This window comes from Crateriforma conspicua, assembly GCF_007752935.1.
GTDB lineage: Bacteria > Planctomycetota > Planctomycetia > Pirellulales > Pirellulaceae > Crateriforma > Crateriforma conspicua.
Map to the genome: position 1 here is coordinate 1,234,778 of NZ_CP036319.1, position 14,942 is coordinate 1,249,719.

Below are 14,942 nucleotides of genomic sequence, written 5' to 3' on the forward strand. Positions count from 1 at the left end.
CGACGTTCGTCGATTGCGTCCAATCAAGATGCGGCGGCCGTGGTTTCGGCGGCATCTTTATTGGCCGCGCGGCGTCGACGACGTTTGGGCTTGGTCGCACCCCATTCTTTGGTCAGGGCTTCGAAAACGTCGGGCGATTCGTAGCGGACCACATGCTTGCCCTCGGGCATCGGACCGATCAATCCGCGAAACACGGGCATGCCACGCAGTGCCAGGTCTGTGCTGCAATCGTCGATTCCGATTTGCGTGTGCTGGTCCATCAACGGATCCAGCGTCGGGTAGTCGCGAATCAACAACGATCCGTCGCCGCCGCGTGTGACGACGCGAAATGTGTCTTTCTTGGCCATGGTGTCTCCGATTTCGGCGGGAGGGATTCGTGCGATCGGTGGCGTTCATCGACGTCCGCATCCGTCCAGGACGGTCGGCGGCGGCATTCGTCGGCTTCGCGATTGGTAAACCAGATGGGCTGTTAGGGAGGGTCACCCAAAGGTCGTGTTCCGCGGAGCACTCAGGACTACGAATGCCGCCGTCGATGCCGTCGGTGTGAAAACCGTGATCCGTTCATGACCGTTCACCCGCACGCCGACGCGGCAATGGGTGGACTTGATCGGAGGTCTGGGTTCACGTCCTGGCAAGATTCGAAAAGGCGGACGAGCGTCGCTTCCCTAAATGCATCGGACCGACGCCCAGCGAAAAACGACGATTCCCGGTTTCGCCCTTGTACGAGGTGTAACTGGTGCGCCGGATACCATCGGCTTCACAGTCATGATTGGCTTGCTGCAAACGAACGTCGTTGTGCGAATGAGCGCGCCAGTTGGATCGAAAGCTTCAATGCGACCAGGCGTTACATCCGGAGATGCGACCAATGGCGGGGGGGAATGGCCACCGATCGCAAGCGTGAACACGTCGGCTGTCGGTGGATCAGGGGCCGGCGATTGCCCACCCGGTACGGTAATGGGGCAGCCAACCTGTCCTTTGCACCGCTTGTGTTTCCAACGGCTTCCCTTCGCCCCAGAAACCAACCCCATGGAATCGTCTCCCGTTCAGCTTGTCGTCGGTGCCGCCGGTGGCATCGGTACCGAAGTTTGTCGTCGTTTGGTGGCTCAGGGTCACCGATTGATGTTGGTCGGTCGGACGAGCGGACCTCTTCAGGCTTTGGCGACGGAACTGGGACAACCGCACAGAGTCGCCGACGCCCAAGATTGGGATGCGTTGGCCCAAGCGGCTCAGGAGTGTGTGGAAACCCACGGCGGACTACACGGGGCGGTGAATCTGGCCGGATCGGTGTTGCTGAAACCCGCACACATCACGGGTTTCGACGAATATCAGGAAACGATCGCCCAAAATGTGACCACCGCCTTTGGGCTGATCAAAGCGGTTGCGCCGATTTTGCGTCGTGGTGGTGGTGGATCGGTGGTGCTGATGGGCAGCGCCGCGGCTGACGTTGGTTTGGCCAATCACGAAGCGATTGCCGCGGCCAAAGCAGGCGTCGCTGCATTGGCAAGATCCGCCGCGGCGACCTACGCCGGCGCGGGAATTCGTATCAACACGGTGTCACCCGGTCTGGTCCAAACGCCGGTCAGCGAAAAAGTCTGGGGCAACGAACGCGCCGCAGCGGCCAGTCTGGCGATGCACCCGCTGGGCCGCTTGGGCGCGGCGACGGACATCGCGTCGTTGATTGTCTGGCTATTGCATCCCGACCAGACTTGGATCACCGGACAAGAGATTGCCGTCGATGGCGGCTTGTCGTCGATCAAATCAGTGAAATCATGAGACGCAGTTTTCGTTGCATCGCATTGCACCGGAGCTCGAGGGCTACTGGGTGACGCGAGTCTGCGCGACGGCGCGGGTGGCGGCCGAAGATCGGTTGCTGGTGGCTTCGACGACCAGTTGAAAGTCCTGCGGGATCGTGCTGGTCACCGTCAGCTGGTACTGCAACGATTCACCCGCCAACAAGCTGCGGATCGGTTCGGGCGAAACACGATCGCCGAAACGGGTGAACTGATTGGCGGATGGATTTTGCGTCGGATAGATGCTTTCAACCCGAACCCCCGCGGGGACGATGATGTCCAGGGTCACGTCGCTTTCGACGGCGGTGGTGTTGTTGGTGATGGTGACCGTGTAGGGAATCGGCAGATTGGCCCGGGGGCTGATTTCACGTTGTTGAACGTTCAGCTGAAGCGGGCCGCCGGCCTGCGGATTGCCGGCCGCGGGTGGATTCGTATTTGGAACGGTCGGCGGCAAACCCGGGCGATCCGATGGCGATTCTGGTGGACCGGCGTTGGCGCCCGCAGCGATGCGGACGATCCGGCTGTCTTCGCCACGGGCCCCCTGGTCGGATTCTGCGGTGAAGATGACTTGGCATCGATCCGATGGTGCGATCACCAGGAATTGCCCTTGCAGCAATACCGACTGGCCCGGCTCCATGCGGCCGATCGCCCACGAAACCAGATATTCGCCCAAGCGAGACTGATCGGCACCACGCGTTGCTTGTTGCAATTGCAGTTGCGGGTCAAACACCATCACGGCACGGACGTCTTCCAGCGGAACTTGACCGGTGTTGGTCACACGCCCGTTGAAGAATCGCGTTTCGCCGACGGTGAACGATTCGTTGGATTCCAGGGTGACCGACATCGCGGGCGTCGGCGGAACCGGATTGATCGCGATGATGCATGATTCCGCGGCGTCCCGTTGCCCGCCGTCGGCGGTAACCTGAACCGTGATGCATCGTTGCCCGGGCTCGGACGGCACGTATTCGACCATGCTTTCCCATACGCCGCCCGCCTGCAGCGGTCCTTCTTCACGTGGGCTTTCACCCACACGTTCTTGGGTTTGCAGGTGAGTCATGGCTTGGTCGCCTTCGGCACGCAGCAAGACATTGCTGAGCGGACGGTCACCGGTGTTACGAACCAGGACGTCAAACACCGCGGTCTGGCCGACTTCCACGCGGTCCTGTCGCGGCCGAACTTCGATACTTAGCGATGGCTGGTAAACGTTGGTCCGCACGGCGGCTTGGGAGGCCAAACCGGGTTCGCCACGAGCGACGAAGGTCAGGATGTTGCTGTTGCGTGCGGTCACATCGGCCAGGATTTCCAGCTCGGTCTGGGGTTCGATCCGAGGCACGTTCCAGACGATTTGGCCCGGCGTGACCACGGCGAACTGGTCTTGGGTGCCCAATACGACGCCGTCGGGTTTATTCAGCGTGATCTGCACGTCGGTCACCGGTTGGTCACCAGGATTCGACACGATCGCCTTGACCACGTACGGTTGCTCATAACCGGCGACTTCGGGGCCGAACGCTTCGACGCGCAGTTGCGGGGAACTCCACGTCACGCGTGTTTGTCCGCGACGCAGGGTCAGTGTCGGCATGTTGTCGGTTTGCCCGCCGGGCCGGATGACGCTGATGTCGATATCGGCGGTGCCGGAGGTGCCTTCGATCGGCAGCAGTTCGGCGGTCGCGTTGCCGTTTTCGTCGACTTCGACTTCCACGACGTCGGAACCTTCGGTGCCACCGAAACGTGCCAGGTCGCCTTGGCGAAGCTGATAGCGAACGCGCCAACCTTTGGCGGGAATATTGTTTTCGCTTCGCATCACACGCGTGGTCAACGAAACAGGGCTTCCCGCGGGGACGATTTGCGTTGCCGGGAATTGAACGACGGCATCGATCCAGTAGATCGTTGCGGTCGCTTTGCGTTGGTCCCAGCAATCGCTTTCCGGGGCCAGCACCGTAACGCGGCTGACGCCTTCGGTCGGGCTGTTGATCGAAAGCCAGGTTTGACCCTTTTCCAACTTCACATCGTCACGCGGATCCAGATTGCCGCGGGTGATCAAGGCAGCCTTGGTGCTGGTCACACCACGAGCAAAGCCCGGATCTTTCTTTTCAGATGTCTTGATGCCGGCCAATTTGTGCAGCAAGCCTGGATCATCATCACCGACGTCGATGAATTGTCCGACGCTTTCGGGTGACAGCATCCATTCCAAAGGCTGGCCCATTTGCAGGTAGCCATCGGTACCACAAATGCCGGACATCAGAATCACCTCACCACCGACCGGTGCGATGATCTTTTGGGGTGTCAGCAAAATGCAGCCGCGCTGTCCACGCTGGGGCAAGGTTGCCGGATCGGAATCGATTTCGGCACCCAACAGAACCGCCGGCGGTCCGGTGGCGCAGGATCCGCTGCACCCGGGGCCGGGAACGCAGGGTTCGTCGCTTGCCGCCACACCGGCCGGTGCGGGTTCCAAGCAATCGGGCGGATCGACCGGAGTTTCAAAAGCCGGATTGGGCGTTTGGAATAGCGGGCAATTTCCCAAGCAGTCTCCGATGCCCGACAAGCAACGCATGCACTGACAGCCTTCGCCATTGGTGCACGGCAATGCCAAAGATGTCGTGGTGGGCAGTGGTTGGAACAGGCAACTGCCGGTCGGATCCACCGCCGGCAATCGAAGACGGCTGCATCCTCCCAACGCGGCGACCACCAAAAGCGGCACCAACACGGCGATGCACCGGAGCCCTCGTCGTCGTCGCGACGATGATTCCGGGGTATCGGCGGTGATTGCAATGGACACGTTCATCACTTCGGCGCTTGGACATTCCTGTCGATCTGGTAAAGCTTTCGGGACGAACAGAGTTCGGCCGTCGAAACCTACCACGCCGTTGGTGACGATGATGCGAAAACGCAACGTCGGATGATGCCAAAAAGCAACGTGACCACGCGAAGCTTATCGGCTGTAGCGATTGTGCCGGATGATCATCACAAAACTTCGGTTGCCGCGGCGAAAACCCGCTTGCCTTGGCGGCCAATCCATAACGTGATCGGCGTTTGACCGCATTCGCGATAACGCTTTTGTAGTGACGAGGGATTGTGATCGGTGCCGCGGACCTTGATTGCTTGCGGGAACCAATCGTTTTGACGCAACAGCTTGCGTAACTTGCGATCGTCGGCGGTTCCCGCCCAGATCACGCGTCCATGAATCGCAAATCCGGCTAGATCGCCAGCGATATCCCGTGCCGCGTCTTGAACACACAGAAACCCGCTGGCCCGGTGCAACAGCCCGGCACCGATTCGATGTGCAAACGCGGTGGTCAACCCGGCCGCCCGTATTGCAGAATCGGGATCGACCATCCAATCGCCCTCGCCAATCGATGCAATGATTGGGACCGCGTTTTCGTCCACCGATTCGGATTCGCTGGGTGCGAAGTGGCGCAAGCTGCCGTCGCCACGCACGACCACCGCCGAAACGGATGATTCGGCCAAGCCCGCCGTCTGGACCACGGACCCAATCCACAGCGTTTGCTCCCGGACGTCGCCACGCCAGGAGAACCAGCTGCGGTGCATCGGGCACTGTTGCAGTGATTCGGTCTCGTCGATCAAAGGCTGCAATCGTGCGGCGGGAGCAAATTTGATTGCGGCCGATCGTGATTGCACGGCGATAGGCACGAATTCGTCCCACCGCGGCGAATAGGCTTCCGGATGAACCGTGCGTCCGCCCGGCGTGGCTCGACGATCCGGATCGATATGCAGAACGCAGCGATCGTCCAGCGGAACCGATTGCACGTCTTGTTGCAGTGGACGGACCCAGTCCGACAGTCCCGATTGCGCGGCGTTTTGTTCCAACATGTGCAGCAGGGTTTCGTCCTGATCGACCGCCAGGACGGGCGATTTCCATCGACGGTCCCTTGCGGCACGAGCCAATTCCAGTGTGTCGCCGCCCATGCCACAGCAGGCGTCGACGATTCGACATTCCGGGCCGGCTGAATCAAGCAGCCAATTCGATTTGATTTTTGCAACTTGCGATGGCGTCGCCTGTTGCAACGATCTTTCGGTGGCCCACCAAATGCCATCGCCGAACTTGCGTCTGGCTTTCGGTTGCAGCATGGCAACGGCGACGCATTGGTGAACCGCGTCGCCACCGAGCTGTTGCTTCAGTTGACGAATCAATGCACCGGAGGCCGGGATATTCCCGTCGGGGTGCTGCTTACAAAGGGCGGCCAACGCTTGGTGAGCTTGTTCGGAAATCATGTTGTTCGGGTCGTAACGGTGGTCGCAAACGCATCGGTCACGCAAGGTGGGTGACATGATTCACAGTCGCCGCGTCTTTGCTGCCGAAACAATTCGATGACCCGCAGCGCCCGTTCGGCTGTGGATGATGCATCGTCCACGGACGCCCGTGCCGTCGTCTCCTCTCTCCCAACCTACTTCGTTCGTTGCAACGACATCGTCATGTTCAAACGCACCAGGCTAGCAGCTCTTATCATCACCGCCGCCGGAACACCCTACGTGGTGACCGAAACCGACCTTGGTCGCGGTGCCTCCGATGCCGTCGTGCAAATGGTTTCGACGGACGGTTCGACGGTCAACTTTTCGGATGAATACGCGATCCATTCGCATCATGAGGTCGAAGCGTTGCGGGCGCAAGATCCACAGCGATATCGCTATGAAGCGGATTTGACTCGCAAGCTTGGCGGATCATTGCCCGCCTTGGAAGACGACAATTCGCTGGTGGGCGGTCAGATCCCTGATCTGCGTGAAGTGCTGCGGTTCGACATCAATGATCGGTGGGTGATCGAGCGTTTCGCTCGCGTCAGCACGGTCTTGGCCGACACGCGATTGGAAGGCCTTCGTGTTCCAATCGTGACGGGGACCCAGGCAAGCGACATGGCCGGAACACTGACCTATTACTTCGATCACGGCGGAGTGCTTCAACGCATCCAATTGCACGGATTTACCGGCGATCCTTCTCGGTTGATCCAAGCGATGACGCAGTTCTATGGCTTGCAGCCTGAACCGACTTTGGAAGCCGGTGTGTACACCAAACGCTGGAACGGCATGCCGGTTCAGTTCTTGCGGCTCACTCACGCCCCCGTCGTTTACTCCGACGCGGTGCACCAGAAGTACACGGTGTTCATTGAACTGAACCAACCCAACTTGGGGTACGGGATCAGCGAAGAAGCACAGCGGATCATCCACGCCGATCGCAACACCGGACGTTGGTGATCGCCGTTGTGGTGGGGCGGTTTTGGCCCAGTGGAGGTGCGGTCCTTTGTCGCTTTTCTTCAAGCTGAATCCGCATTGCAAACACTGAAGGTTCTCTCTGACTCCATACTTCGGTTACGGATGTGTTTTACCGCGTTAACGCCGGAACTAGGCGGTCTAGTTCGGTGTTAATGACCGATAGAAGGATCAGGGCCAATCAACGCTCGGTTCGGCGACGATCGCCGGGATTTTGATTGCCGCGAAAGAAGAGAGAATCGTCTATCTAGCACAGGGTGATTTGCGATGAGTGCTCAATGGTTCTACATGAAGCCTCGTTGGTTCCGCACGGCCAAGACAGTCGGCCCGATTTCGGAGTCGGATCTGTTGCACCGGATTGATGCCGGCAAGATTTTGCCGTCGACGATGTTGCGGAGTTGTAAGACTCGCGAAAAGTGGGTCCCGATGTCCAGCATCAAGCCGGCGTTGATCCGCTGGCGGAAACATCATCCCGATGCATCGCTGAACTAGACGGCCGACACCCTTTCACGCAACTTCCGCGGCGCGACTTTGGCAAACGCCGACAGCCACCGCGGATTTTCTTCGGTGCCGATTCTGATTCGGGCATCGTCCCGCCAGAGGTTCGTCCGCAGTAAGATTTGGTGTTGCCCCCCTTGGTTGTCAGGCGGGGCCTGCGGACGGTGCGGAACGATCGACCTGATGGGGTAAAACCCTGTTCGATGCCATCGCCGCAGTTTCGATCCGGTGAACTTGCGGCGGGAACCGAGTCTGTTGATCAAGCGGTCCAAAACGGCAGCCGATTACGCGGCGATTGCCGTCGCTCCGGTCCTGATCTTCTTGATGATCAGCGCGCTGACACTGTTCGTGTGCACGTTGTTGTACCGCGGCGGCTATTCCGGACGCGTCCAATGGGTCGTTCTGTTTTTTACGATGGGATCGGTCGCGGTCGCGAGGTTGGCGATCGAGCAAGACCGCAAATACGCGATGGGCTACATGGTGGCTTTGTCGGCGGCCGGCGTGTTGGTGCTTTCGCAGTTCGTCGGATCCATCGTGGTCGGTTTCGTTCTGGTCGCACTGATCGTCTATCTCAGCGACCGCATTGTCTTCGATTGCACACTGATCGACGAATCCAAAGACAGCAGCGGCGAAGGGCTGATCGATAGCGGGCGACTGTTTTTTCAAAGTAGCGATTCGGCCAAGAAGGATCCGAAATCTTCCGTCGCCACCCAACCGAATCAACGAAAGAAACGACGCACGCACCAACCCGGGCGGACCGTCATGTACTTGGCCCTGGCCGCGTTGCCGTTGTTCGGGTTGGGCCAAGTGTGGATTTCGGATCCGCAAGCCTCCGCATCGGCGCAGACATTCCTGGGCGTCTATCTGTTTGCCGCGTTGGCTTTACTGATGACGACCAGCTTCTTGGGATTACGGCGTTACCTGCGACAACGCGGGGTGGACATGCCCGTCGATGTCACGGTGGGGTGGCTTGGCGGCGGTGCCTTGCTGGTGGCTGCGATCGTGGCCACCGCGTTCCTGTTGCCCACGCCGGGGCGAATCATCACGGGAGGCGACCCGCCCATCTCGCTTGCCGAAGCAAAGGACTTCGCCGCCAGTCGGTTCGGCTGGGGAAAGGAAGCCGCGAAGAAATCAACCGAAGGCAACGCATCGACATCCGAAGATCAAGATCCGGAAAAGGAAGTGGGCGGCCAGCGGCCAGAGAAAGGAGCGCCGGCGGGAAAGGTGGGTGACGGGGAATCGGGTGACGGGGAATCGGGTGACGGGGAATCGGGTGACGGGGAATCGGGTGACGGGGAATCGGGTGACGGGGAATCGGGTGACGGGGAATCGGGTGACGGGGAGTCGGGTGACGGGGATTCAGGTGACGGTGAGTCAGGTGGCGAAGAGTCAGGTGGCGAAGAGTCAGGTGGCGAAGAGTCAGGTGGCGAAGAGTCAGGTGGAGAAGAGTCAGGTGGAGAAGAGTCAGGTGGAGAAGAGTCAGGTGGAGAAGAGTCAGGTGGAGAAGAGTCAGGTGGAGAAGAGTCAGGTGGCGAAGAGTCAGGTGGCGAAGAGTCAGGTGGCGAAGAGTCAGGTGGAGAAGAGTCAGGTGGAGAAGAGTCGGCGGAGGCAGATGCAAATCAGCGGGAGGCGAGTGATTCAAACGAATCGTCTTCGTCCGGCCAAAGCGGATCCAGCCAATCGTTTGGCGGCGTCACCTCGATGGTGCGTGGACTTTTGGATGCCGTGCGGTGGTTGCTACCGCTAGCGCTGTTGGCCTTTGTGGGCTTCTATCTGCTGCGGCATGGGCGTCGTTTTTGGGATTGGTTGACATCCCTTTTCGCTGGCCGATCGGACGCACCTGACGCGTTGGAGCAATTGCTGATCAACGACCCGACGGCTTCGCTCGAACCGCCGCGTCGATTTTCAGAGTTTCGCAATCCTCTGGGCCGCGACAATGATGCCGAGCGTATCATCGCCACCACCTTCGGCGCGGCCGACGCTTGGATGCGTGAAAACGTCTCGCCCCGTCGTGATGACGAAACGCCCAGCGAATTTGCACATCGCTTGCGCCAACAGGCATCCCGGGACGCGAGACTGGCACCCTTGGTCGGGCCGTTCGGCCGAATCGTCGATGCCTACAACCGACTGGCGTATGCAAAAACGCGGCCGAACGCCGATGACGTTCAAGCCGCGCGTGACTTGTGGATGCACCTGAGATAGATTGGCCGGCGGTCGACGCCGACCCAATGCTTCAGCGAATCAGAACTGGCCCAAGTCGTTCGCCAAGACGCTGATCAAATCATCGTCGTCATCGCCATCCGATGCGTTGTCGGAAGTCAGTTGCGGGACGGCAACGGAGTTATCGTTGGCTTCGCCGCCACCGACCACGCGAGTCGATCCGCCCAGTTCACTGAAGACTGCGTCGTTGTCGGATTCCGATGCAGGCGTGACGACTGATGCGGTCCGCGGAGCGGCTTCGCCTTCGGCCGAACCACTTTGCGGTGTGCGATTCAGGTGGTTGATGACTCGCAGGGCGTCCAAAGCGGTGATGCGATTGTCGCCGGTCACGTCCGTGAAGTAGCGACTGGCCAAACCAGCCGATTCGCCTTCGGCACTGGATGAGCCGCGGCTGATTTCGTTGATCACCAACAGGGCGTCGATGGCGGTCACATAGCCGTCATCATTGACATCGACAGGCATCGTCGAGTTCTGGCGAGGCGATTCGCCCTCGCCTCCGCCAATTGTGATCGAAGTCGAATCAAACGCGATCTGGGTCGTCGGGACGGGATTATCGCGTCGGAACAACAGCGTGTCGCTGAAGGGGAACGAATCGGCAGGCGAACTGGTGAAGGTTGCCGTGCCATCAGCGGTGGCTTCGAAGAACAGCGTGGCCAGACGACGCGGATCGGTGAAGCTGCTGGGCGACGGGTTGTTGTCTTGGTCGCTGGTGCCGAATTCATCAATCACGCCCGGGCGATCGATAAAGCCGGTCGCCGCGGTGCTGCTGAATCCGGTTGACGGGTTACCGTCTTCATCGCCGTAGCGGACCGCAAAGCCCAGTCGGAAATCGATGTCCGTCTGACCGGCAAAGTCAGCGGGGTCCGTTGCCGGAGTGACCAGTCTTTGGCTGTACAGCAAATCGGTGTAGGCGGCAAAGACGAACGTCGAATCCAGGGCGGATCGCAAGTCATCGACGTCAATTTGGACGCCGAACACGTCACCTACCTCGACCGATTCGTCCGATGCAATTGGGTTGCCGTCGATATCCACGATCGCCAGATCGACACCGACCAAAAGGTCGTTCGCATTGATCGTTCCGACCGTCAGGTCGACACGTGCGGTGCTGCGGACGCCGTCGCCGGCGACAAATCCGTAGACGAATGAATCGAAGCCGGACGCATTCGTGTTGGAGGTGTAAAGGATGTAATCGTCGGTCAGGTCGCCCGGCGTGCCGTTGTCATTGATGCTGACGATGCCCTGTCCAGGAGCCGCTTCGATGGTCAATTCTTGAAGCGAATCCGTCGAACCGAAGCTGTCGTTGGCCAAGACATTCAAGCGGTTGGTCGCACCTGCGACGATGTCCGCATTGATGCTGTCCTTGGCGATTTGGATACCGCCTTGGTCGTTCAACTGGGCCAGGAAGGCATCGTCCACCGCGGTCGCAAACGGCTGGCCGTCGCTGACGATGTTCAGGCTGGTCGATCCCAGACGTTGTTGGCGAACCGGAACGGCGGTGTCGCTGAATACCAACACAGTTTCGCTGGTCAGTTCATCGGCGGGGTTTGCCACAAAGTCGGCCACGCCGGGCGCGACGGCTTTCAAACGCACGGTGAACAGCGGGACGGCTTCGTCGTGTGTCTGCAGGTTCAGATCGGTTTGAACCGCGCCGATTTCGTTCATCAATCCCGGTGTATCAAAGTCACCTTGGGTGAATGATCCGGTGCCATTGGGATTGCTGAAGATCGGACGACCATAAATGATGCCGGCTTCTTCGATCACCGAAACCAGTTGATCGTTGTAAAGCACGTCCAAGAATGCCGAAGCCAAACCTTCGGGATCACCCGCGACCGGGTTGGTCAGATCTTCGACGAAGACGGTCAGGTTGAATTCTTCGCCGACCTGAATGTCGGTGATCGGATCACCGTTCAAGCCGGAGGTGACCAAGGTGAAGTCGACCACATCGTCGTTCAGGGCACCCGGCATGCTGTTGACGGTCACCGTGGCGGACGACAGGTTGCCCGAGGGGTCTTGCACCGTGTAGGTGAATTCTTCGGTGCCCGCAAAACCAGGCTGCGGGGTGTATCGAATCGACAGGCCGCCGCTGATGATCGAAACGATACCGCCGGCCGAACCGGGGGTGACGCCGGTGATCGTCAGTCCGCCGGCGGTGCTGGCCAAGTCGTTGGCCAGGACGTTCAGCGGGCGATCGCTGCTGTTTTGTGGGACTTCGAACGTATCATCGACGGCGATCGGAACGTCCGATTGGAAGGTGACGTTCACGGTGACATTGGCAGTCTCCATATTGCCGAAGCTGTCACGCACGGTGTAGGTGAATTCTTCCTGGCCCAGGAATCCGTTTTGGGGGCTGTAGAAGATCGATTGGCCATCGCCGGCGACCACCACCGTGCCCTGGGTACCGGCGGTGTTGATGTTGACGATCTGTAGCGGGTTGCTGGCGGTTTGGAAATCGTTGGCCAGCACGTCCAGCGGGAACGCGTTGCTGTTACGAGGCACGTTGAACGCGTCATCGACGGCAACGCCGCTGGTTTGGATCACGTCAAAGACATAATCTTCCACTTCACCACCGGCCGAGGTCCCGGTCGGTCCCAAGGTGGGTTCGGTCGCGTAGCGGAACCGTGCCGTGGTGCTGCCAACAGCGATGCTGCTGGGCACGTCAAAGGTCAGCGTGTGGGCACCGTCGGCCAGTTGCACGCCATTGACGATCTTTTCATTGGCATCGGCAAAATCGCCGTCTTGGTTCAGGTCGACCCAAGCATGCAGATAGCCAGCCAGTCCCGTGGTGTTCGTCACGTCGACGGTGATCGACGCTTGGTTGCCCGGACTGATCGGTCCGTTCAGCGACACGCCGTCTTCGTCATCGGCGCCGTCCAAGTCGTCGCCGTTGGCCAATGCGGTTTGGAAGACGCTGAAGTCACGGTCGACCAAGTCGCCCAGGTTCATACCGCTGATCAAACCGTGGGCGGCGGTGCCATAGCTGGCAGCCGCGTCGCTGTAGTCAAGCGATTGACGATAACCGAAATCGAAATTGCTTCCGTTGGTCACCAAGCCGTTGAAGGTGACTTCGTGTTCGCCGTCGGCCGGGTAGGTCAATTCCAAACCGGGTTCGGCAACGGCACGGACCGTGTAGGTGCCCGCGGCGGGGAAGTTCAGCGTGTAAGTCCCGTCGGCGCCGCTCTTGGCGTGCGGTTCGCCAAGGTCGGGACGGTCATCGCCGTCCAAGTCGGCATAGACATAGACACCGGGGAAAGCTCGTTCGCCGTCGTCCAGTTGGCCGTTTCCGTTGTCGTCATAGAACACGCGGCCGGTGAACGATTCGCCCACCGGAACGGCGCCAAAGTTCACGCCACCGACCGACTGGTTCAACGAAACGCTGACCGATCGGGCGGGTGAAGTGATCGGAGCCAAGGTGTCAGGGATCAGTGCCGTGACGTTGTACGTGCCGGGGGACACAAACAGACTGTAGGTCCCGTCCGCGGCGGTGACCGTCAACGGTTCCAGTTCATCACGTTCACCGTCGCCGTCGATGTCGGCGAAGACCGGCACGCCGCCGATTCCGGGTTCGTTGTTCAGCGATCCGTTACGATTTTGGTCGTTATAGACAGTGCCGGTGATGCTTCCACCCTGAGTGCCGGTGACCACGGTGTGGGCCAACGCTTCGGCCGAACGCTGATAACCGATCAGGATGCCTTCGGTGGTGCTGAATTGGTCGGTGACAAAGCCGAACGTGGTGTCATCGATGGTGCCGTAAATTTGGTCCGGTCCCACACCGGTGGCGACTTCGGCGCTGAAGGATCCTGGGCCTTCATCCGAGATACTTCCGATCAGGTTGTCACCATTGGTGTGTTCCAACCCGAACAGGTGGCCTGCTTCGTGAGTGACCACAAACCCAAGATACTGGGCGACGACGTCCAATTCGCTGGCCGTTGGGGCCACCGTAAAGGCCGTGGCGGCGGCGTAGATTTGGTCCAGCAAGACAAAGCCGGTGTCGCTGAGATCGAAGTTGCCGACGTCGGCGTACTGGGCCAGGCCGATGGTGGCAAAACCGCTGCTGGTCGAATCACCACCCACGATGATTCGAGTCACCAACGGGTTGTCAAAGCCGGGGTCGGCGTGGTCGCGACTGTTCAGCACGGTGACGGCGTATTGGCCCGGGACTCCGGTTTCATTGAAGTCGCCGTTGCCTCCGTTGGTCGCGATCGTACCCAGGCCGCGTTCGACTTCCGCCAAAACACCATCGATCAACTCGTTTTGCGAATCGATGTCACGGATGTCAATGTTCAACAGCGGGGCGGATTCGGGCAGGCCCGGCAGATCGATCAAGTTGGGCGTCCCCAGCCCGAACATGGTGCCAGGGAAATAGCCACCGTTGAAATCGAGGTACAGAATCTGTTGCGCACCGACCGGCAAGCTTTCGGAGATCGGCCGGTGGACACGCAGCCCCGCGTCGTAGGACGACATCGTGCTGGACGGCGAAATCTGGATGTAATAGCGTCCGTCTTCCGGCACCACTTGTGCGGCGACCGCATTGCCCTGGGTCATCAGCGGTGAATTGTCCGGGCCGCCCAATCGCTGGGTGGTGGAACCGAACCAAAGGGCGCCGTTGTCATAGAACACGTTGAAACGGCCCGCGGCACCCAGGACGCTGATGTCCAAAATGTCACCGGCACGCAAGTCAACCGCGTAGAAATCGATGTCCGTGGTCGTGTTGCCCTGGACCGTCGCCGAAACCGGCAAGGATCCTTGGACATCGATCACCGGTTCTTGTCCGGGAAGCGTGCCCAATGGCAACAAGGTCGCACTGGCGAAGGAGTCGTTCGATGCACCGCCCAGGTGTTCCGGTTCGTTCACCGTAAAGGCGGGAACCGTCCCCACGTTCATCGGCGTTTGCGGCGCGAACAAGGCGGGGTCGACCGTCGGGATGTCGACGACTTCCGCCGCCAAGAGTTGACGCTGTTCCAATCCTTCCATTAACAATCGTCGTGATCGCACCGACGCTTGGCTGCCGGTCGCCTTGGCCCGGCGACGCTTCTTATTGATTCGCCGAGAAGTGTTGTCGGACAGCATTTTCGAATCACTTCGTTTGATCATCGAGGGTCTCTACCAAGCGTCACGGCAAGGATCGGATTCAACGGCGGCTTCGTGGGGGCCGGTGAACCGGATTTGCCGATCGGGTCGCGATTGTGTGGAAGGGGGATAGGCCCGGAGTGCGGC

Annotated in this window: 8 protein-coding genes; 4 read left to right on the forward strand and 4 right to left on the reverse strand. The window is 59.8% G+C overall.

The annotated features are described in order from the left end of the window. Nucleotides 1-23: 23 nt before the first annotated feature. Nucleotides 24-347 carry a hypothetical protein gene (locus tag Mal65_RS04490; protein ID WP_145294087.1) on the reverse strand — a complete coding sequence of 108 codons (324 nt, stop codon included), beginning with the start codon at nt 345-347 and terminating at the stop codon, nt 24-26. Nucleotides 348-1,026: 679 nt separating this feature from the next. Between Mal65_RS04490 and Mal65_RS04495 the strand changes: the two genes are divergently transcribed. Next, nucleotides 1,027-1,773, forward strand: coding sequence for an SDR family NAD(P)-dependent oxidoreductase (locus Mal65_RS04495; RefSeq protein ID WP_145294090.1), 747 nt, complete (start codon nt 1,027-1,029; stop codon nt 1,771-1,773). A gap of 42 nt (nt 1,774-1,815) precedes the next feature. Here the strand turns inward: Mal65_RS04495 and Mal65_RS04500 are convergent, their stop codons facing one another. After that, complete coding sequence (locus Mal65_RS04500; protein ID WP_145294092.1) at nt 1,816-4,572, reverse strand: hypothetical protein; 2,757 nt, start codon at nt 4,570-4,572, stop codon at nt 1,816-1,818. Nucleotides 4,573-4,751: 179 nt separating this feature from the next. Next, entirely contained in the window at nt 4,752-6,020 is a 1,269-nt protein-coding gene (locus Mal65_RS04505) for an SAM-dependent methyltransferase (RefSeq protein ID WP_165701064.1), read from the reverse strand. Nucleotides 6,021-6,221: 201 nt separating this feature from the next. On the opposite strand from Mal65_RS04505, the gene Mal65_RS04510 reads away from it, so the two are divergent. The 3 genes from Mal65_RS04510 to Mal65_RS26340 all read left to right on the forward strand — a co-directional run bounded on the left by Mal65_RS04510 (nt 6,222) and on the right by Mal65_RS26340 (nt 9,710). Next, nucleotides 6,222-6,995 (forward strand): DUF6690 family protein, encoded by a 774-nt coding sequence (locus Mal65_RS04510; RefSeq protein ID WP_145294097.1) that lies wholly within the window; start codon nt 6,222-6,224, stop codon nt 6,993-6,995. A 282-nt stretch (nt 6,996-7,277) separates the two neighbouring features. After that, nucleotides 7,278-7,502 (forward strand): DUF4339 domain-containing protein, encoded by a 225-nt coding sequence (locus Mal65_RS04515; protein ID WP_174820133.1) that lies wholly within the window; start codon nt 7,278-7,280, stop codon nt 7,500-7,502. Nucleotides 7,503-7,736: 234 nt separating this feature from the next. After that, nucleotides 7,737-9,710 carry a DUF4129 domain-containing protein gene (locus Mal65_RS26340; RefSeq protein ID WP_165701065.1) on the forward strand — a complete coding sequence of 658 codons (1,974 nt, stop codon included), beginning with the start codon at nt 7,737-7,739 and terminating at the stop codon, nt 9,708-9,710. Nucleotides 9,711-9,749: 39 nt separating this feature from the next. Here the strand turns inward: Mal65_RS26340 and Mal65_RS04530 are convergent, their stop codons facing one another. Then, nucleotides 9,750-14,819 (reverse strand): Ig-like domain-containing protein, encoded by a 5,070-nt coding sequence (locus Mal65_RS04530; protein ID WP_145294103.1) that lies wholly within the window; start codon nt 14,817-14,819, stop codon nt 9,750-9,752. Between the last annotated feature and the right edge of the window lie 123 nt (nt 14,820-14,942).